Origin of the sequence: Halomonas beimenensis, assembly GCF_002549795.1 — a bacterium.
GTDB lineage: Bacteria > Pseudomonadota > Gammaproteobacteria > Pseudomonadales > Halomonadaceae > Halomonas > Halomonas beimenensis.
Map to the genome: position 1 here is coordinate 3,201,569 of NZ_CP021435.1, position 18,357 is coordinate 3,219,925.

The window sequence follows — 18,357 nt, forward strand, 5'->3', positions numbered from 1 at the left end:
TACGACGACACCCGCCGAAGGGCGGGTGTCGTCGTCCGTTGCCGTGCTGGGGCCGACCGCCAGGATCAGCGACGCTTGCTGTAGGGCAGCGCCATATGCCGGTTGACGTCCTTGTACAGCAGGTAGCGGAAGGGCCCCGGACCGCCCGCGTAGCAGGCCTGGGGGCAGAAGGCGCGCAGCCACATGTAGTCGCCGGCCTCGACCTCCACCCACTGCTGGTTGAGGTGGTAGACCGCCTTGCCCTCGAGCACGTAGAGGCCGTGTTCCATGACATGGGTCTCGTCGAAGGGAATCACGCCACCGGGCTGGAAGGTGACGATGTTGACGTGCATGTCGTGGCGCAGGTCGTCCTGATCGACGAAGCGGGTGGTGGCCCAGACCTCGTTGCAGTCCGGCATGACCGACGGCTCGATGTCGTTCTCGTTGGTGACGAAGGGCTCGGGCACCTCGATGCCGTCGACGAACTCGTAGGCCTTGCGGATCCAGTGGAAGCGCACCGGGGCGTCGGCCTCGTTGCGCAGCTGCCAGTCGGTGCCCGGGGGGATGAAGGCATAGCCGCCGGGGACCATCCGGTGCTTCTCGCCGGCCAGGGTCAGCACCATCTCGCCCTCCACCACGAAGAGCACGCCCTCGGCGCCCGGATCGGTCTCGGGACGCTCGCTGCCGCCGCCGGGCGACACTTCCATGATGTACTGGGAGAAGGTCTCGGCGAAGCCGGACAGGGGGCGGGACAGCACCCACAGGCGGGTGTCGTTCCAGTGGGGCAGCTTGCTGGCGACGATGTCCCGGTAGACGCCCTTGGGGATGACCGCGAAGGCCTCGGTGAACATGGCGCGGTCGGTGGTCATCACCTTCTGGCCGGGATGGCCACCGGTGGGGGCGTAGTACTGACGCTGGCTCATGGGATTTCCTCTTGTTCGCTGGTGGACGCGACGGCCTCGCCTTCCGGCAGGCTCACGCGGATGTCGATGGGATGCTCGTCGCAGTTGTTGCCCTCGCCGCCGCGGTCCACCACCAGGAACTCGCCCTCGCGCCCCAGCACGGACTGGATGGCGTGCCAGGTGCCGGCCCGGTAGTTGACGCCCTGGCGGCCGTCGGTGACGAAGGCGCGCACCTCCTCGGGGGCGATGGTGTCGCCCGGCGGGGCCACCACGATCAGGAAGCGCTCCTCGTGCAGCGGCATGAAGGCCTGGCTGCCCTGGGGATGACGCTCCAGGAAGGACAGCTCGAGCGGCACCTGGACGGGCTGGCTGACGAAGATGCTGATCAGCGCTCGGGCCTGCTCGCCGAGGGTCTCGACCCGAGCCAGGTCGTGGTAGCGCCGGGTGCGCCCGGCGTTGATGTGGAAGTAGTCGGACGTGCGGGTGTCGATGACATCGCCGAAGGGCGCGAAGGCCTCCGGGGTCAGGGGACGGGCGTCGAGTTGGAGCATGTCACCTCCTGCTGAAACGCATGACGGGGCAGGCGGCGTACCGCCCACCCCGGCGATGGGGGACCGGGCTCTCACCGGGCCGGGTGATGCTCGGCCCAGTGGCGGGCGATGTCCACACGACGGGTGACCCAGACGCGGTCGTGGGCCTCGATGTGATCGAGGAAGCGCTGCAGGGCACGGAAGCGCCCCGGACGCCCCAGCAGCCGGCAGTGCATGCCCACCGAGAGCATCTTCGGGGTGTCCTCGCCTTCCGCGTAGAGCACGTCGAAGGCGTCGCGCAGGTAGGTGAAGAAGTGATCCGCGGTGTTGAAGCCCTGGGGCGCGGCGAAGCGCATGTCGTTGCTGTCCAGGGTGTAGGGCACCACCAGGTGGTCATGTTCCTGGCCCTGGCTGTCCGCCTCGCGGGTCCAGAACGGCAGGTCGTCGCCGTAGTAGTCACTGTCGTAGAGGAAGCTGCCCTCGTCGAGCACCAGGCGCCGGGTGTTGGGGCTGTCGCGGCCGGTGTACCAGCCGAGCGGCTTCTCGCCATAGAGGTTCTGGAAGATCTCGATGGCCTTGCGCATGTGCTCGCGCTCGATGTGCTCGGGCACCTTCTGGTAGTGGATCCAGCGATAGCCGTGGCAGGCGATCTCGTGGCCCAGCTCCTTGAAGGCCTGGGCCACCTCGGGATGGCGCTCCAGGGCCATGGCCACGCCGAACACGGTCAGCGGCAGGCCGCGGCGCTCGAACTCCCGCAGGATCCGCCAGACCCCGGCCCGGGAACCGTACTCATAGATCGACTCCATGCTCAGGTGACGGTCGGGATAGGACTCGGCCCCGATGATCTCGGAGAGGAACTGCTCCGAACCCTGGTCGCCGTGGAGCACGCAGTTCTCGCCGCCCTCCTCGTAGTTGAGCACGAACTGCACGGCGATACGGGCCCGGCCGGGCCAGTTGGCCTCGGGGGGCGTGCGGCCATAGCCGATCAGGTCGCGGGGGTAGTCTCGGCGCGTCGAAGTCATGGCAGGCTTCCTTCTTGTTATGGATCACTCGGTGGGCAGGGCCATTCTGAGCGACATTAAATGTATACAAGAAAAGGATAGAGTGTACCCACTCTAGTTGCAAGATGCCCGGGGCCGGGTCAGGCGCATCAACGCCAGGCTCTGGGCCAGGGCAGCATCCAGGGAATCCACGAGGCGGCAACCCGGCGCCACGTTCAGCTCGGCGGCCAGGCAGGCGAAGGCGGCACCGCCGACGATGATGGCGTCCGGAGCGAGCCGGGCCTGCTGGTCCGCCACCGCCGCCTGGACCCGCGCCCGGGCCTCGTCCCGCTGGGCCGGCAAGGCCAGGTCGTCGATCTCCACCGCGGAGATCCCCAGGCAGCGACGAGACGCCCCCATCTCGTGCAGGACATCCTCGATCATGCGCGGCCAGCGCCGGCCGGGGGTGACGATCGAGAAGCGCGCGCCCAGCTGCAGGGCCGACAGCACCGAGGCCTCCAGCATGCCGGTGACCGGCACCGGGCAGACCTCCCGGGCCGCGGCGAGTCCCGGCTCGCCGAAGCAGGCCAGCAGGACGGCGTCCTGGTCGGTCTCAGCCCGGCCCTCGAGGCTGGCCACCAGGGCACCGGCGGCCAGGGCGCAGTCCCGCCGCGAGGCGATATAGGCCACCCCGCGCTCGGCGGTCTCGGCCCGCACCGCGACCTCGTCGCCATAGAAGACCCGGGCCCGTCCGGCCATCCAGTCGGTCATGGCGGTATTGGTGTTGCCGTTGAGCATCAGCAGGCGCATGTGCCCCTCCCTTTCCGTCGGCTGTCTTCAGCCTCGCTCTTTGTATACAAAAAATCAATCCTTCCCGCCAGCCCTTTCTTGACCCGGCACCCGCTGCCGCCGTCCGCCAGCAGGATGGCGGCAGCTCTCAAGCCCACTCCCAAGGCTGCCGCCGGCTTCAGGGGGAAAGGTAGCCACCCAAGCAAAGCGTACACACAAAAAGATGAAAAATTGTCTCACATAGGACGAAAAAATTGCCGCCACAACTTGTATACAGTATATAAATTTGCCTAATTTTCCTTCGATTAAACTTAACACCCTGTTTTCAATGGATTCATCCATGCGCCACGCGAGGGCGTCACGGCTTGATTTTTCGCAGTACCCACGCCTATTTTGTGTACAAATACAAAAATCTTTGTTCACAAGAATCACAACCCAGCCACGGAGCCGCCCATGCAGATCCGCGTCATCAACCCCAACACCACCCGCGGCATGACCGATACCATCGCCACCGCCGCCCAGGGCATCGCCGCCCCCGGCACCCGAATCAGCGCCTCCCAGCCGGCCCATGGCCCGGTCTCCATCGAGAGCCACTTCGACGAGGCCATCAGCGCCGTGGGCGTGCTCGAGGAGGTGATGGCCGGCGAGCGGGACGCGATGGACGCCTATATCATCGCCTGCTTCGGCGACCCCGGCCTGCTGGCCGCCCGGGAGCTGACCCGCGCCCCAGTGATCGGGATTGCCGAGGCCGCCTTCCACATGGCGGCGCTGATCAGCACCCGCTTCTCGGTGGTCACCACCCTGGGCCGCACCGGCATCATCGCCGAGCACCTGCTGGACCAGTACGGCTTCCGCCATCACTGCCGCCGAGTACGGGCCGCCGAGATCCCGGTGCTCGACCTGGAGGAGGACGGCGACGCCGCCCTCAACCGGATCATCGACGAGAGCCGCCGGGCCCGCGACGAGGACGGCATCGGCGCCATCGTGCTGGGCTGTGGCGGCATGGCCGATCTCACCGACGAGATCGGCGAGGCCGTGGGCCTGCCGGTGGTCGAGGGCGTGACCGCCGCGGTCAAGCTGGCCGAGGCCCTGGTCGGACTGGGGCTCGGCACCAGCAAGCACGGCGACCTGGCCTTCCCGCGTCCCAAGGCCTTCGTCGGCCGCTTCGAGCACCTCTCGAACGGTGCCGGCGTGAGCTGATTCCGTTTCTCCAAGTCGCTCGTCGAGCAGAGCGCACCGCAAGCGGCACCGAGCCCTGACCGGGCCGGACAACAACCACAACCACCACACCACCTTGCGAGGACTGCACCATGACCCTCTCGACTTCCCGCGCCGCCCCCGGCGAAGATACCGGGGTGATCCATGACAGCCCCCACGACACCAAGGCGGCCGGCAGCGAATCGCTGGCGCCCCAGAAGACCCGCATCATGGGGCGCACCTCCTACCTGCTGGCCTGGTTCGGTGGCTGCGTCTCCATCGGCACCTTCACCATGGGCTCCAGCGTGGTCGGCTCGCTGAACCTGGTCCAGGCCACCCTGGCCATCGCCATCGGCTGCTTCGTGATCGGCATCGCCCTGGCCCTGAACGGCGCCGCCGGCTACAAGTACGGCATTCCCTTCATGGTCCAGGCACGCAGCGCCTTCGGCTTCTCCGGCACCCGCCTGCCGGGGCTGGTGCGGGCCGTGCCCGCCATCGTCTGGTACGGCTTCCAGAGCTGGATCGGGGCCGGCGCGCTGAACATGGTCTCGGCGACCCTGTTCGGCTTCGACAACCTGATCTTCTACTTCATCACCTTCCAGCTGCTGCAGATCGCCCTGTCGGTGCTGGGCTTCCAGGGCATCAAGTGGCTGGAGAACGTCGGCAGCGCCTTCATCCTGGGCTCGCTGGTGTACATGTTCTACAGCACCATCCAGCGCTACGGCGACGAGCTCTCGGCCAGCATGCTGACCATGGACGGCTCCTGGGGCATGCCCTTCTGGGGCGCGACCATGCTGTTCCTGGGCATCTACAGCACCATGATGCTCAACGTCAGCGACTACTCCCGCGAGCACAAGGAGGGCACCGGCCCCGGCCTGCTGACCACCATCTATGCCATGTCCATCCTGCCCTGCACCCTGTTCATGGGCCTGATCGGCTACATGGTCTCCGAGGCCACCGGCGTGGCCGACCCCGTCCAGGTGTTCGCCAACGCCGTGGACAACACCCCGCTGCTGATGACCACCCTGCTGTTCATCGCCTTCGCCCAGGTCACCACCAACGTGCTCAACAACGTGGTGCCGCCGACCTATGTGCTGATGGACGCCTTCAAGCTGAAGTTCCGCACCGCCACCGTGATCGTCGGCCTGCTGGCCTTCGCCACCTTCCCCTGGGAGCTGGTCAAGGACGAGTCCGCGGCCGGCCTGCAGCTCTTCGTGCAGACCTACTCCGCCTTCCTGGGCCCGATCTTCGCCATCCTGGTGGTCGACTACTACCTGATCCGTCGTCGCACCCTGGACCTCGGCAAGCTCTACGACGAGAACGGCCCCTATCGCGGTGTGAACCACGCGGCCCTGATCGCCACTGCCGTGGGCGCCGGCGTCGCCCTGAGCTTCTCGGCGGTGTCCTGGTACGCCAGCCTGATCCCGGCCGGCGTGACCTACTACCTGCTGATGAAGCACTGGGCCCCCTGCCAGCGCTTCTGCAGCTGAGGCCCTAGACTGAGGGTGAATGCCCTCTCCCGGCCCCGGGCCCTCCCTCATCGGGAGGGCCTTTCCCACAACGACAAGACGGGCGAATCCCATGATGGAAAAAGAGCTGGAGATCCAGCACCGTGACCCGACCCTCTACAACGAGGACCTGGCGCCGATCAAGCACCGCGATCGCAACTGGGGATGGTTCGAGATCTTCAACGTCTGGTCGAACGACATCCAGAGTCTGTTCGGCTACACTCTGGCGGCATCGCTGTTCATCTCCTACGGGCTCAACGGCTGGGCGGTGATGGCGGCGATCATCCTCGCCGGCTTCGTGGTGATGTGGCTGGTCAACCTGACCGGCAAGCCGAGCGTCAAGTACGGCGTGCCCTTCCCGGTGATGATCCGCTCCAGCATGGGGGTGCGCGGTGCCAACTTCCCGGCCATGCTGCGCGCCATCATCGGCATCTTCTGGTACGGGGTGCAGACCTACTTCGCCTCCACGGCGGTGGCGCTGCTGATCACCGCGCTCATCGGCGACCCCGGCGGATCCTGGCTGGGCATGTCCGCGGTGGGCTGGGTGTCCTTCGTGATCGTCTGGATCTTCCAGATGGCGCTGTTCTGGCAGGGCATCGACCGCATCAAGCACTTCCTCAACTGGGCCGGCCCCATGGTCTACGTGGTCATGGTCGCCCTGATGATCATCGTCTGGTTCCAGGCCGGCAGCGACCTGCTGCCCGCGGTGAGCACCATCTTCAGCGGCAGCAGCGAGTATGAAGGCAGCGCCCTGACTGCCTTCCTGGCGATCACCGGCACCATGATCGCCTACTTCGCCGCCGTGGTGATCAACTTCGGCGACTTCACCCGCTTCGTGAAGAGCGAGAAGCAGATGAAGCTCGGCAACCTGCTGGGCCTGCCGCTCAATGTGGCCTTCTTCTCCTTCATCGCCCTGATCATCACCGCCGGTACCCTGGCGCTGTTCGGCGAGACGCTCACCAACCCCTCGGACATCATCGAGCGGGTCGACTCTCTGCCGCTGACCATCATCGCGGCGATCACCTTCTTCGCCGCCACCGTGGGCATCAACCTGGTCGCCAACTTCATCCCGCCGGCCTACGACCTGGCCAACCTCTTCCCGGGCAAGATCAGCTTCCGCATCGGCGGGCTGATCACCGCGGTGGTGGCCTTCTTCGTCGGCGCCCTGTGGGTCTCGGTGATCAGCCAGATCGGCATCGCCGGCTTCGTCAACGCCCTGGGGGCCATCGTGGCGCCCTTCTACGGCATCATCGTGGTGGACTACTACCTGGTGAAGCGCCAGCACCTGAACATCCAGGACATGTTCTCCGCCGACCCCGATGGCGCCTACCACTACGTCAAGGGCTGGAACAAGCGGGCCATCGGCGCCTTCGCCCTGGCCGCGCTGTTCTCGATCTCCTCGGTCTGGGTGCCGGCGCTGGAGGCGCTCGGCGGCTACGCTTGGCTGATCGGCGCCGCCCTGGGCGGGCTCTTCTACTTCCTGCTGATGAAGGGCCATCGCCAGCCGGTTGCCATGCAGTCCTGATCCCCTCTCCGTGCCCCCAACCACCGCCCCGGGCCTGATGGCCCGGGGCGATGTAGTTGGAAGCCACGAGTCCGTGGAACGCCTAGGTATCCAGGGAACGCAGCACCCTGAGGGCGCACCGCGCATGCCACCCCAGCAGCACCAGGGCGCTGGCCAGGTAGACCAGCAGCCAGGCGGCATAGCCCTGCAGGAACAGCAGGATCGACGGGAAGGCCACCACCAGCAGGTAGAAGACGCCCCAGAAGCCCCGGGCCACCGGGGCATGGTGGCGGCGGAACCAGCCCGGCCAGCCGCCGGCGAGATGGTATAACGCCCCCTGGCCACCGAGCTCCCGATTGAGCACTCGCTCCAGCTCGCGCAGCCGGGACAGGTGGAAGAAGAAGATCGACTGCTTGAGCAGGTCATAGAACATCACCAGCACGGTGACCAGCAGCAGCACCAGGAAGCCGACAGGAGTCACCGGTTGCTGGAGACGGGCATCCAGCTCGAGGAGTCGCGCCAGGGGATCCCACACCAGCAGGGCCCCGATGGCACCGAACAAGCGGATATCCCCCAGGGCATTGCGGATGTAGTCGTTGCAGATCCCGCCCAGTCGGACGTATTCCGCATAGACCCTGTCCAGCACGATGTCGTGAGGCAGCTCATCGGGCGCCATGGCCATTCCACCCGCAGGACGGAGGTATGGCCCTCAGTATGGGGCGCCTCGACAAGCTTGCAACGCCGGAGGGGTCGCCGGATCAGGAGGAGAAGATCTGGTAGAGGTCCGGCGTCTCCTCTTCCTCCTCGTGGATGGACAGCGAGGCCTCGATGGCCTTGAGGTGGCGGCTCATGAAGGCCTGGGCGCGCTCCCCCTCGCCCCGCTCGAGATAGCCGAGCAGGTCGTCGTGGTCGTGGGACTCGCAGCCCAGGTGGCCCGCGTTGCCATAGACGGCCAGGATCAGCGAGGAGCGCGAGCAGAGCCGCTCGACGAAGGCGGCCAGGGTGGCATTGCCGGAGATGTGCGCCAGCCGGCCGTGGAAGGCGGCGGAGAGCTTGATGGCCGCGCTCTGCTCGCCGGCCTTGAGGGCCTGGCGCTCGCGGCGGGCCATGTCACGCAGCGCCTCCAGGTCGGCGGCGGTGATCCGCCGGGCGACCTCCGGCATCAGGCCGCACTCGATCATCTGGCGAGCGTCGAAGACGTCCTTGGCCTCCTCGGCGGTGGGACGCGTCACGCTGGCGCCCCGCCGAGGGGTCAGGGTGACCAGTTGTTCCAGGGCCAGGCGCTGCAGGATCTTGCGGATCCCGGTGCGGCTGATGCCGAAGACTTCCGACAGGGCATCCTCCCGCAGGCGCGCACCGGGCTTCAGGCGATGCTCGATGATGGCATCGCTGATCGAGCGGTAGATGGCCTCGTGACGCTCGGCGCCATCACCGTTCTTGCCCGGGCGCCCCCCGGACTTGCGCTTGGTCGCGGCCTGAGGCTGGTTCATGAAGGCAGGATCTCCCTGAGGTCCAGGATTCGCTCCTATTGTATACGCGTTTGCCGTCCCGAAACGACCGCCGCCCACCAAAAGGTGGGCGGCGGTCCAGGGACTCGAGCGGAATCCCGCTTCAGGGATGCCAGCCCGCGACCCGTTCACGCTCCTCGTCGGTCATCTGGGTGATGTTGCCCAGCGGCATGTAACCGCTGGCGATCACCTGCTTGACCTGGTCGACCTGGCGCAGCAGCTGCTCCTCGGTCTCCAGGATCACCCCCGCCGGGGCCGCGGCGAAACCGGCATGCTCCGGGTTCTGGGCATGGCAGGACACGCAGCGCTCGGTGATGATGGCGTGCACCTCCTCCAGCGCCCCGCCCTGGGCCAGGGACTCGGTGGCGGCCGGCGCCTCCGCGGTGGCCGCGGGCGCCTCGGTGCTGGCGGTGGCCACCCCGTCGTTGCCGGAGGGCGCGCCGATCCACACCGCCACCAGGATCAGGGCCACGCCGGAGGCCGGGTAGGCCGGCTTGATCTGGCCGGCATGCATCAGCACGAAGAACTGGCGGATCAGGGCACCGGCGAAGATGAACAGCGACATGATCACCCAGGACAGCTCATGGGTGTAGGTGAAGGAGTAATGGTTGCTGAGCATCAGCAGCACCACGGGCAGCGTGAAGTAGGTGTTGTGCACCGAGCGCTGCTTGCCCCGCTTGCCGTCGATGGGATTCGGCGTCTCGCCGGCCTTCATGGCCTTCACCATGCGACGCTGGCCGGGGATGATCCAGAAGAAGACGTTGGCCGACATGGCGGTCGCCATGACCGCGCCGGTGAGCAGGAAGGCCGCTCGGCCGGCGAAGATCTGGGTGCTCAGGTAGGCCACCACCACCATCATCACGGCCACGCCGAGACTCAGGAGGCCGTCGCGCTCCATGTTGGGGCTGATGCGCTTGCACATCTCGTTGTAGACCACCCAGCCCCCGAGCAGGAAGACCAGGGCGACGATGTTGGCCTGCCAGCCGGTGAGGTTGGCGGCCCACTCCCAGCTGCTGTTCGGGTTGACCAGGTAGAAGCTCGGGTTGGCCATGTACAGCAGCACGAAGAGGCCGAAACCGGTCAGCCAGGTGGTGTAGGCCTTCCAGAAGGACCAGTGCAGGTCGTCGGGAAGCTTCTCGGGGGCGCTGGCGTACTTCTGGTTGTGGTAGAAGCCGCCGCCGTGCACGGCCCACATCTCGCCGAACACGCCCTTCTGCTTGTCTTCCGCCGCCTTGGGCGGACGCAGGCTGTTGTCCAGCATCACGAAGTAGATCGACTCGCCGATCCAGGCCACGGCGGCGATCACATGCAGCCACCTCAGCAGGAGGTTGGCGAAGTCCAGGAAATAGGCTTCCATCGGTCAGGCCTCGTTGGAATTATGCGGTTGTCGTGTCGAGTAGGCGAGGAGGGGACGACTGATTTATGTCGCGAGCGATGAGAGGCTGGCCGCCGCCGGAACGGAAACACCGGAGTTTACGGAGCGGTAAATGAGGATGTTGAGTACCGCCGGCGGTCAGGATATCGAGCGCAGCAATAAATCAGTGTTCCCTTCAGCTACCGCGGTAGGTGGAATAGCTATACGGCGACAGCAGCAGCGGCACGTGGTAATGCTGAGAGGCGTCGGCGACGCCGAAGCGCAGCGGGATCACGTCGAGGAAGCGGGGCTTGCTCCCTTCCACGCCCTGGCGATCCAGATAGTCGCCGGCATGGAAGACCAGCTCGTATTCCCCGGCGGTGAAGGCCTCGCCTTCCAGGATGGGCGCGTCGCAGCGGCCGTCGTCGTTGGTGACGACCTCGGCGAGCCGCTCGCGGCCGTTGCCCTCGATCCGATAGACCTCGATGCGAATGCCCTGGCCCGGAAGGCCCTTGGCGGTATCCAGCACATGCGTCGTCAGGCGTCCCATCATGTTTCTCCTCTTGTCATCGATGCCGGGCCCCGAGTGGAAGCCTGGCGGGAGCGTCGGTCGGTGGTCGCGCCCGCTGCGACGGGCGCCATCCTGTTAAAGACAGTTTTAGCTCCAAAGAGAGTACATTTCAAAGACTTTATTGTATACACTTTTATCGATACCCTGATGCGACAGGTGTCATCCGTCCAGCAAGGAGACCGATCATGAGCAGCGAGACCCTTTCCCCCCGGCCCAGCGAACTGAGCCAGGCCGAGTTCGTCGAGCACTACGGCGATATCTATGAACACTCCCCCTGGGTGGCGGAACTGGCCTGGCAACGAGGGCTCGGCCCCGAGCAGGACAGCCCCCAAGGCCTGGCCGAGGCCATGGGCCGAGTCCTGCGCGAGGCCGAGCCCGAGCGCCAGCTGGAGGTGATCCGGGCCCACCCCGACCTGGCCGGCGAGGCGGCCATCGCCGGCGAGCTCACCGACGATTCCACCAGGGAGCAGGCGGGCGCCGGCCTCGACCAGTGCACCCCCGAGGAGATGGCACGCTTCGAGCGACTCAACGGAGCCTACAAGGAACGCTTCGGCTTCCCCTTCGTGATGGCGGTCAAGGGCAGCGACCGTCACGCCATCCTGGCGGCCTTCGAGACCCGGCTGGAGAACGACCCGGCCGAGGAGCGCCGGACCGCCATCGAGCAGATCAACCGCATCGCGGCCTTCCGCCTGGCCGACCGCGCCCGCTGAGCCTCCCGCTGCCGGGCGGCCGCCCGGCAGCGCCCCCCTTCCCTCGCCGATGCCGACCCATCGGACAGAAAATCCCTAGGCATCAAGGCCATATGGATAGCGCACAGGAGCCCAGGCGAATGGCTTCTATCTTTCCAAGCCATTGTGCACAGTCGTGTATTCAACATGACGATGGCGTCGTCGCGTCGATGGGACAGGGCTACACTAATCAGCACACCATGACGATGCGGAGGCGAGCGATGTTTCGCGACCGCCTGGAGGCCGCCGAGAAGCTGGCGCGGCGACTCTCCCACCTCAAGGGCCACAACCCGCTGATCCTGGCCATCCCGCGGGGCGGCGTTCCCATGGGGCGACTGCTCGCCGACGAGCTGGAGGGCGAGCTGGACGTGGTGCTGGTCCGCAAGATCGGTGCGCCCGGCAACCCCGAGTACGCCATCGGCGCGGTGGGCGAGGAGGGCCGCGTGCAGTTGGAGCCCGCGGCGAATCACTACGGCGAGGCCGCCATCACCCGGGAGATCGAGAAACAGCAGGCCTTGATTGAGGAGCGGCGACGGAACTACACGCCGGTGCGAGCCCCCATCGACCCCGAGGGCCGCATCGTGGTGGTGGTGGACGATGGCAGCGCCACCGGCGCCACCATGGCCACCGCCCTGGAGAGCCTCAGGCCCCGCAACCCGGCCAGGCTCATCGCCGCCATCGGTGCCGCCCCCCCGGAGACGGTAGCGCGCCTGGAACGCCTCGCCGACGAGGTGATATGCCTGCTGGCGCCATCGGGATTCGCCGCGGTGGGACAGTTCTTCGCCGAGTTCGGCCAGGTGACCGACGAGGAGGTCATGCGCCTGCTTGGCACCGAGCACGGCTGAGGGGACGGAAAAAAACGGGCCACCGCCTCACGGCGATGGCCCCAACAGCCCGGCAAACGGGCCCCTTGCCTGCCTAATCCTTAACGGGTACCGGCGGCCTTGACCTGATCCTCGACCAGTTTCTGGCCCTTCTGGACGTAATCCTGTCCCAGGCTCATCAGCGTCTCGGAATCCGCCTTGAGGCGCTCGCCCAGCGCCTGGGCGGCCTTCTGCTGCCCTTCCATGGCCTGCTTGAAGCCCTCGGGATCCTGTACCGAGAGCCAGGCACGCGCCTGGGCCAGGGTGGTCTCGGAGACGGCCTGGACCACGTCGAACTGGGTGGCCACCAGCTTCTCGGCGACCTCCAGGTTCAGGGCGCCGTAGGCCTGAAGGGGCTTCACGAAGAGCGACTCGAACTGCTCGTTGGTCTTGGCGGTCGTTGCCTTGGTCATTGCACACCTCCGGTTGGGGACGCATCGGGCGAATCGCCCGTGTTGCATTGCAACATAGCAGGCGTTTTTGTGCGCCGCAACATGCTCGCGGGCATTTTCTTCCGGGTGCCGGCACGCCCGGCCGTCAGCGGTAGGCTCCCTCGATATCGGTGATGCGCATGGCCTGGCGCCCCAGGCCGCCGTGGAGGTCGAGCATGCGCTCGAGCCAGGCATAGGTGGGGTCGGCATTGGATACCAGGTCGGCGCTGGACACGCAGCGCGCCCACATGAAGAAGCCGAAGACGAGATAGTCGCCGCCGGCCGGCGCGTCGCCGTCGAGGAAGTCGGCCTCCTCGAGACGTCCCCGCAGGGGCGCCAGGGCGGTATCGAGCTGGGTCAGCCCCTTCACCGGGGAGTGGAACTCCTCGAGGGTGCGGCCGAAGCGCTTCTCGCGACTTTCGCGGAAATAGGCCCGGTCGTCGGGATGGATGGCGTTGAAGAGGTCCATGACGATGGTGCGCATGATGGCCGGCGCCAGCGACCGCTCGGCATAGTGCTTGAAGAAGCGCGCCCGGGCCTCTCCGAGGTCGTCACCGAGCAGGGGAGCCGACGGATAGGCGCGATCCAGGTAGCGCAGGATGGCGTAGCTGTCGGTGACCACCTCCTGGCCGTCGACCAGCACCGGCACCCGGTCGTGATCGGCGAAGTCCAGCGCCTCCTTCTCGGTGAAGCGCCAGGCCCGCGTCTCCACTTCCAGCCCCTTGTGGGCCAGGGCATAGCGTACCCGCCAGCAATAGGGCGAGAAACGCAGCCGCTCGTCGATACCGCAGAGATCGTAGAGCACCCGTGACATGCCGACTCCTTGCATCCAATGAAAAGGACCTCCGATACTGCCAGGCCGCCGCTCTCGGCGCCAAGCCGCGTGGCCCGACTCATCCATTGGTCTAACCGACCGATACCGGAGACGCCGAGGCGTTGCCGCTGCCCCTCGCCAACTCCTTGATTCATCTCGTTCGAGCCCCCCGGGCGAGCCGCCCGGCATTCCGATATATTGGTCTGTCCAATTGACCGAAGATAGCCATTCCCCCGACGCGGTCGTAATGTGATCCGTACCCCGGTGGCCTGCAAAGGCCAGGCCACACCGCCAGCGAGAACGCTCTACGCTGGGTATGGGGCGACGCCTGCGACCCGGCGTCGCACCGAGTGAAATCGGAAAAATTTTCCATAGATTTTTGAAAAACTCTTCCATAGCATCGAGATCAACGGACTTCTTCCCGTTCCCGGAGCCGCCATGAACATCCACTACGACGCGCGACTCGATGGCGACCTGCCCCGCCGCGACAAGGCGGAGGTGCTCGCCGACCTGCAGCGTGCCGCGCCCGGGTTGACGCTGCTGCACCGCGAGGAGGACCTGCGCCCCTTCGAGTGTGACGGCCTCTCCGCCTACCGCATCCTGCCCATGCTGGTCGCCCTGCCCCAGGACCTGGAGCAGGTCGCGACCCTGCTCGGCCGCTGCCGCGCCCTGGGCGTCCCCGTCGTCACCCGGGGGGCCGGCACCGGCCTGTCCGGCGGCGCCCTGCCCCTGGAGCAGGGCGTACTGCTGGTCATGTCCCGCTTCGATCGCATCCTCGAGGTGGACCCCGACGCCCGGACCGCCCGGGTCCAGCCCGGCGTGCGCAACCTGGCCATCTCGGAGGCCGCCGCGCCCTTCGGGCTCTACTATGCGCCCGACCCTTCCTCCCAGATCGCCTGCTCCATCGGCGGCAACGTCGCCGAGAATGCCGGCGGCGTGCACTGCCTGAAGTACGGCCTGACCGTGCACAACGTGATGCGCGTCGAGATGCTGACCCTGGAAGGCGAGCGGGTGACCCTGGGCAGCGAGGCCCTGGATGCCCCCGGCTTCGACCTGCTGGCGCTGATCAACGGCTCCGAGGGCATGCTCGGCGTGGTCACCGAGATCACCGTCAAGCTGCTGCCCAAGCCCGAGACCGCCAAGGTCCTGATGGCGAGCTTCGACGACGTGGAGAAGGCCGGCCACGCGGTGGGGGACATCATCGCCGCCGGCATCGTGCCGGGCGGCCTCGAGATGATGGACAACCTGGCGATCCGTGCCGCCGAGGACTTCATCCGTGCCGGCTATCCCGTGGAGGCCGAGGCCATCCTGCTCTGCGAGCTCGATGGCGTGGAGGCGGACGTGGACGAGGACTGCGACAGGGCTCGCCGGGTCATGGAGGCCGCCGGCGCCATCGATGTCCGCCAGGCCCGCGACGAGGCCGAGCGGGCGCTGTTCTGGGCGGGGCGCAAGAACGCCTTCCCGGCGGTGGGCCGCATGTCCCCGGACTACTACTGCATGGACGGCACCATCCCGAGGCGCGCCCTGCCCCGGGTGCTCAAGACCATCGCCGAGCTCTCCGAGGAGTTCGGGCTGCGGGTGGCCAACGTCTTCCACGCCGGCGACGGCAACATGCACCCGTTGATCCTCTTCGATGCCAACCGCGAGGGGGAACTGGAGAAGGCCGAGGAACTGGGCGGCAGGATTCTCGAGGCCTGCGTGGACGCCGGCGGCTCGATCACCGGCGAGCATGGGGTGGGCCGCGAGAAGATCAACCAGATGTGCGTGCAGTTCCAGCCCGACGAGCTGACGACCTTCCACCGGGTGAAGGCCGCCTTCGACCCCGAGGGCCTGCTCAACCCGGGCAAGAACATCCCCACGCTGGCCCGCTGCGCCGAGTTCGGCGCCATGCACGTCCACCGCGGCCAGCTGCCGCATCCCGACCTGCCCCGCTTCTGAGGAGTCCGTATGGCAACCCCCAATCCGACGCTCCCGGACCGGGACGCCAGCGCCGAACTCGGCGAGCGCCTCCGCCAGGCCGATGCCGACGGCACGCCGCTACGCATCGTCGGCGGCGACACCAAGGCCTTCTATGGCCGTCCCGTCCAGGGCGAGGCGCTGTCCACCCGCGAGCATCGCGGGATCACCCGCTACGATCCGGTGGAGCTGATCGTCTCGGTCCGCGCCGGCACGCCCCTGGCCGAGCTCGAGGCGGCGCTGGCCGAGCAGGGCCAGATGCTGCCCTTCGAGCCGCCCCACTTCGGCGAGACCGCCACCGTGGGCGGCATGGTTGCCGCCGGGCTGTCCGGTCCCCGCCGCCCCTGGGCCGGCGCCGTGCGCGACTTCGTGCTCGGCGTCCGGCTGTTCGACCGGCAGGGCGGCTCCCTTCGCTTCGGCGGCGAGGTGATGAAGAACGTGGCCGGCTACGACCTCTCGCGACTGGTCGTCGGGGCCCAGGGCAGCCTGGGGCTGATCGGCGAGGTGTCGCTGAAGGTCCTGCCCCGCCCGATCGCCCGCGCCAGCCTCCGCCTGTCCATGCCGCTGGACGAGGCGCGTCGCGCCCTGGCCGAGTGGGGACGGCGGCCGCTGCCGATCACCGCCGCCGCCTGGCAGGCCGGCGTCCTGCACCTTCGCCTGGAGGGGGGCAGCGGCTCGGTGGCCGACACCCGCCGCACCCTGGGCGGCGACGACCTGGACGACGGCTACTGGGAGGCACTGCGCGAGCAGCGACTGGCGTTCTTCGACGCCGAGGACGAGCGCCCCCTGTGGCGGCTCTCGCTGCCCCAGCAGGCCTCCCTGGACCTCGACGGGCTCGACGAGACCGGGATGCTCCACGACTGGGCCGGCGCCCAGCGCTGGCTGAGGAGCGACCTCGACGCGGAGACCCTGCGCGAGGCCGCCACCCGCGCCGGCGGTCACGCCACCTGCCTGACGCCGGGCGCCGCCGAGCCCTTCACCCCGCTGTCGCCGGTCCTGGCCAAGTATCACCGGCGGCTGAAGGCGGAGCTGGATCCCCGCGGCATCTTCAACCCCGGCCGACTCTATCCGGAGCTCTGACATGCAGACCCATTTCACCGAGCAAGACCTCGAGCAGCCGCATCTCCGCGAAGCCGACCGGGTCCTGCGCACCTGCGTGCACTGCGGCTTCTGCAACGCCACCTGCCCGACCTACCGGTTGCTGGGCGACGAGCGCGACGGTCCCCGGGGGCGGATCTACCTGATGAAGGCGCTGCTCGAGGACCGCGACCAGAGCGCCGACATCACCGCCGAGACCCGGCTGCACCTGGATCGCTGCCTGACCTGCCGCAACTGCGAGACCACCTGCCCCTCCGGGGTCGAGTACCACAAGCTGCTCGACATCGGTCGCGCCGAGCTGGAACGCCGCCTGCCCCGCAAGGCGCCCGAACGGGCGTTTCGCTTCGCCCTGCGCAAGGCCCTGGTGGAGCCCGGGCGCTTCAAGGCCCTGCTCAAGCTCGGCCTGACCTTTCGCCCCCTCGTGCCCGGCGCGCTCAAGGCCAAGATGCCGCCCGCGCCGGTGGATGCCGGCACGCGCCCCGACGGCCGCCGCCATGCTCGACAGATGCTGATCCTGGAGGGCTGCGTACAGCCCGGCCTCTCGCCCAACACCAACGCCGCCACCGCCCGGGTGCTGGATCGCCTGGGCATCGGCCTGACGCCGGCCCCGGAGGCGGGATGCTGCGGCGCGGTGGACTTCCACCTGGACGCCCAGGACGCCGGCCGGGCACGGGCGCGGGCCAACATCGACGCCTGGTGGCCGCACATCGAGGCCGGCTGCGAGGCCATCGTCCAGACCGCCAGCGGCTGTGGGGCCTTCGTCAAGGAATACGTCGACATCCTCGCCGATGACCCCGACTACGCGGACAAGGCCGCCCGGGTCAGCGAGCTGGCTCGCGACCTGGTGGAGGTGCTGCGCGACGAGGACCTCGACCGGCTCGAGGTGAAGTCCGAGGGTCGCCTGGCCTTCCATTGCCCCTGCACCCTGCAGCATGCGCAGAAGCTCGGCGGGGCGACGGAAGCCGTGCTGACCCGGCTGGGCTTCTCGCTGACGCCGGTGCAGAACCCGCACCTTTGCTGCGGCTCGGCGGGCACCTATTCGGTCACCCAGCCCGAGCTCGCCACTCGGCTGCGCGACGACAAGCTCGACGCCCTGGAGGCCGGCGAGCCGGACGTGATCGCGACCGCGAACATCGGCTGCCAGACCCACCTGGGCAGCGCGGGCCGCACCCCGGTGCGCCACTGGATCGAGCTGGTCGACGAGGTGCTGGCGTGATCGCGACCGCGCTCATGCCTTCAGCTGCCAGACCCACCTGGGCAGCGCGGGCCGCACCCCGGTGCGCCACTGGATCGAGCTGGTCGACGAGGCGCTGGCGTGATCGCGACCGCGCTCATGCCTTCAGCTGCCAGACCCACCTGGGCAGCGCGGGCCGCACCCCGGTGCGCCACTGGATCGAGCTGGTCGACGAGGCGCTGGCGTGAGCGCGACCGCGCTCATGCCTTCAGCTGCCAGACCCACCCGGGCAGCGCGGGCCGCACCCCGGTGCGCCACTGGATCGAGCTGGTCGACGAGGCGCTGGCGTGATCGCGACCGCGCTCATGCCTTCAGCTGCCAGCCCCACCTGGGCAGCGCGGGCCGCACCCCGGTGCGCCACTGGATCGAGCTGGTCGACGAGGCGCTGGCGTGAGCCGGTCGCGATGAGGC

General features: G+C 67.7%; 18 protein-coding genes. 8 read left to right on the forward strand and 10 right to left on the reverse strand.

Annotation, left to right across the window (positions count from 1 at the left end):
• Positions 1 to 65 precede the first annotated feature (65 nt).
• From BEI_RS14905 to BEI_RS14920, 4 genes are all read right to left on the reverse strand, one after another.
• Positions 66 to 902: a bifunctional allantoicase/(S)-ureidoglycine aminohydrolase gene (locus tag BEI_RS14905; protein WP_097790262.1), complete on the reverse strand. Its 837-nt coding sequence runs from the start codon at positions 900 to 902 to the stop codon at positions 66 to 68.
• Positions 899 to 1,432 carry an ureidoglycolate lyase gene (locus tag BEI_RS14910; RefSeq protein WP_097790263.1) on the reverse strand — a complete coding sequence of 178 codons (534 nt, stop codon included), beginning with the start codon at positions 1,430 to 1,432 and terminating at the stop codon, positions 899 to 901. Before BEI_RS14910 ends, BEI_RS14905 begins: the two co-directional genes overlap by 4 nt.
• Positions 1,433 to 1,503: 71 nt before the next feature.
• On the reverse strand, positions 1,504 to 2,433 hold the full coding sequence (gene puuE / locus BEI_RS14915) for an allantoinase PuuE (RefSeq protein ID WP_097790264.1): 930 nt from the start codon (positions 2,431 to 2,433) through the stop codon (positions 1,504 to 1,506).
• Positions 2,434 to 2,526: 93 nt separating this feature from the next.
• The gene (locus BEI_RS14920) at positions 2,527 to 3,201 is read right to left on the reverse strand and encodes an aspartate/glutamate racemase family protein (protein WP_097790265.1); all 675 of its coding nucleotides are present in this window, start codon (positions 3,199 to 3,201) and stop codon (positions 2,527 to 2,529) included.
• Between the two features lie 432 nt (positions 3,202 to 3,633).
• Here BEI_RS14920 and BEI_RS14925 point away from each other — a divergent pair, with 432 nt between their 5' ends.
• The 3 genes from BEI_RS14925 to BEI_RS14935 all read left to right on the forward strand — a co-directional run bounded on the left by BEI_RS14925 (position 3,634) and on the right by BEI_RS14935 (position 7,410).
• A complete protein-coding gene (locus BEI_RS14925) occupies positions 3,634 to 4,380 on the forward strand; it encodes an aspartate/glutamate racemase family protein (protein WP_097790266.1) in 747 nt (248 codons plus the stop codon).
• Between the two features lie 110 nt (positions 4,381 to 4,490).
• Complete coding sequence (locus tag BEI_RS14930) at positions 4,491 to 5,867, forward strand: NCS1 family transporter (protein ID WP_227644492.1); 1,377 nt, start codon at positions 4,491 to 4,493, stop codon at positions 5,865 to 5,867.
• Between the two features lie 91 nt (positions 5,868 to 5,958).
• Positions 5,959 to 7,410, forward strand: coding sequence for an NCS1 family nucleobase:cation symporter-1 (locus tag BEI_RS14935; RefSeq protein ID WP_097790267.1), 1,452 nt, complete (start codon positions 5,959 to 5,961; stop codon positions 7,408 to 7,410).
• A gap of 82 nt (positions 7,411 to 7,492) precedes the next feature.
• Here the strand turns inward: BEI_RS14935 and BEI_RS14940 are convergent, their stop codons facing one another.
• From BEI_RS14940 to uraH, 4 genes are all read right to left on the reverse strand, one after another.
• Positions 7,493 to 8,065, reverse strand: coding sequence for a hypothetical protein (locus BEI_RS14940; RefSeq protein WP_227644493.1), 573 nt, complete (start codon positions 8,063 to 8,065; stop codon positions 7,493 to 7,495).
• A gap of 82 nt (positions 8,066 to 8,147) precedes the next feature.
• The gene (locus BEI_RS14945; protein WP_097790269.1) at positions 8,148 to 8,879 is read right to left on the reverse strand and encodes a GntR family transcriptional regulator; all 732 of its coding nucleotides are present in this window, start codon (positions 8,877 to 8,879) and stop codon (positions 8,148 to 8,150) included.
• 121 nt (positions 8,880 to 9,000) lie between these two features.
• Positions 9,001 to 10,254 (reverse strand): urate hydroxylase PuuD, encoded by a 1,254-nt coding sequence (locus BEI_RS14950; protein ID WP_097790270.1) that lies wholly within the window; start codon positions 10,252 to 10,254, stop codon positions 9,001 to 9,003.
• A gap of 193 nt (positions 10,255 to 10,447) precedes the next feature.
• Entirely contained in the window at positions 10,448 to 10,801 is a 354-nt protein-coding gene (gene uraH / locus BEI_RS14955) for a hydroxyisourate hydrolase (RefSeq protein ID WP_097790271.1), read from the reverse strand.
• Between the two features lie 206 nt (positions 10,802 to 11,007).
• Between uraH and uraD the strand changes: the two genes are divergently transcribed.
• Both uraD and BEI_RS14965 read left to right on the forward strand, forming a co-directional pair.
• On the forward strand, positions 11,008 to 11,532 hold the full coding sequence (uraD, locus tag BEI_RS14960; RefSeq protein WP_097790272.1) for a 2-oxo-4-hydroxy-4-carboxy-5-ureidoimidazoline decarboxylase: 525 nt from the start codon (positions 11,008 to 11,010) through the stop codon (positions 11,530 to 11,532).
• Between the two features lie 239 nt (positions 11,533 to 11,771).
• Complete coding sequence (locus tag BEI_RS14965) at positions 11,772 to 12,395, forward strand: phosphoribosyltransferase (RefSeq protein ID WP_097790273.1); 624 nt, start codon at positions 11,772 to 11,774, stop codon at positions 12,393 to 12,395.
• 80 nt (positions 12,396 to 12,475) lie between these two features.
• Here BEI_RS14965 and BEI_RS14970 read toward each other — a convergent pair whose 3' ends face one another.
• Both BEI_RS14970 and BEI_RS14975 read right to left on the reverse strand, forming a co-directional pair.
• Complete coding sequence (locus BEI_RS14970; RefSeq protein WP_097790274.1) at positions 12,476 to 12,826, reverse strand: phasin family protein; 351 nt, start codon at positions 12,824 to 12,826, stop codon at positions 12,476 to 12,478.
• A 124-nt stretch (positions 12,827 to 12,950) separates the two neighbouring features.
• Positions 12,951 to 13,658, reverse strand: coding sequence for a glutathione S-transferase N-terminal domain-containing protein (locus tag BEI_RS14975; protein ID WP_097790275.1), 708 nt, complete (start codon positions 13,656 to 13,658; stop codon positions 12,951 to 12,953).
• A 438-nt stretch (positions 13,659 to 14,096) separates the two neighbouring features.
• On the opposite strand from BEI_RS14975, the gene glcD reads away from it, so the two are divergent.
• Genes glcD through glcF form a run of 3 tightly spaced genes read left to right on the forward strand, consistent with a single transcriptional unit; the run spans position 14,097 to position 17,928 of the window.
• A complete protein-coding gene (gene glcD, locus BEI_RS14980) occupies positions 14,097 to 15,596 on the forward strand; it encodes a glycolate oxidase subunit GlcD (RefSeq protein WP_097790276.1) in 1,500 nt (499 codons plus the stop codon).
• A 9-nt stretch (positions 15,597 to 15,605) separates the two neighbouring features.
• On the forward strand, positions 15,606 to 16,694 hold the full coding sequence (gene glcE / locus BEI_RS14985) for a glycolate oxidase subunit GlcE (RefSeq protein WP_097790277.1): 1,089 nt from the start codon (positions 15,606 to 15,608) through the stop codon (positions 16,692 to 16,694).
• Between the two features lies 1 nt (position 16,695).
• Complete coding sequence (gene glcF, locus BEI_RS14990) at positions 16,696 to 17,928, forward strand: glycolate oxidase subunit GlcF (protein WP_097790278.1); 1,233 nt, start codon at positions 16,696 to 16,698, stop codon at positions 17,926 to 17,928.
• Positions 17,929 to 18,357 lie beyond the last annotated feature (429 nt).

Excerpts from the sequence above, each read along its gene's own strand:
- BEI_RS14905 (WP_097790262.1), bottom strand. The coding sequence starts at position 902 with ATGAGCCAGCGTCAGTACTACGCCCCCACCGGTGGCCATCCCGGCCAG.
- BEI_RS14910 (WP_097790263.1), bottom strand. The coding sequence starts at position 1,432 with ATGCTCCAACTCGACGCCCGTCCCCTGACCCCGGAGGCCTTCGCGCCC.
- puuE (WP_097790264.1), bottom strand. The coding sequence starts at position 2,433 with ATGACTTCGACGCGCCGAGACTACCCCCGCGACCTGATCGGCTATGGC.
- BEI_RS14920 (WP_097790265.1), bottom strand. The coding sequence starts at position 3,201 with ATGCGCCTGCTGATGCTCAACGGCAACACCAATACCGCCATGACCGAC.
- BEI_RS14925 (WP_097790266.1), top strand. The coding sequence starts at position 3,634 with ATGCAGATCCGCGTCATCAACCCCAACACCACCCGCGGCATGACCGAT.
- BEI_RS14930 (WP_227644492.1), top strand. The coding sequence starts at position 4,491 with ATGACCCTCTCGACTTCCCGCGCCGCCCCCGGCGAAGATACCGGGGTG.
- BEI_RS14935 (WP_097790267.1), top strand. The coding sequence starts at position 5,959 with ATGATGGAAAAAGAGCTGGAGATCCAGCACCGTGACCCGACCCTCTAC.
- BEI_RS14940 (WP_227644493.1), bottom strand. The coding sequence starts at position 8,065 with ATGGCGCCCGATGAGCTGCCTCACGACATCGTGCTGGACAGGGTCTAT.
- BEI_RS14945 (WP_097790269.1), bottom strand. The coding sequence starts at position 8,879 with ATGAACCAGCCTCAGGCCGCGACCAAGCGCAAGTCCGGGGGGCGCCCG.
- BEI_RS14950 (WP_097790270.1), bottom strand. The coding sequence starts at position 10,254 with ATGGAAGCCTATTTCCTGGACTTCGCCAACCTCCTGCTGAGGTGGCTG.
- uraH (WP_097790271.1), bottom strand. The coding sequence starts at position 10,801 with ATGGGACGCCTGACGACGCATGTGCTGGATACCGCCAAGGGCCTTCCG.
- uraD (WP_097790272.1), top strand. The coding sequence starts at position 11,008 with ATGAGCAGCGAGACCCTTTCCCCCCGGCCCAGCGAACTGAGCCAGGCC.
- BEI_RS14965 (WP_097790273.1), top strand. The coding sequence starts at position 11,772 with ATGTTTCGCGACCGCCTGGAGGCCGCCGAGAAGCTGGCGCGGCGACTC.
- BEI_RS14970 (WP_097790274.1), bottom strand. The coding sequence starts at position 12,826 with ATGACCAAGGCAACGACCGCCAAGACCAACGAGCAGTTCGAGTCGCTC.
- BEI_RS14975 (WP_097790275.1), bottom strand. The coding sequence starts at position 13,658 with ATGTCACGGGTGCTCTACGATCTCTGCGGTATCGACGAGCGGCTGCGT.
- glcD (WP_097790276.1), top strand. The coding sequence starts at position 14,097 with ATGAACATCCACTACGACGCGCGACTCGATGGCGACCTGCCCCGCCGC.
- glcE (WP_097790277.1), top strand. The coding sequence starts at position 15,606 with ATGGCAACCCCCAATCCGACGCTCCCGGACCGGGACGCCAGCGCCGAA.
- glcF (WP_097790278.1), top strand. The coding sequence starts at position 16,696 with ATGCAGACCCATTTCACCGAGCAAGACCTCGAGCAGCCGCATCTCCGC.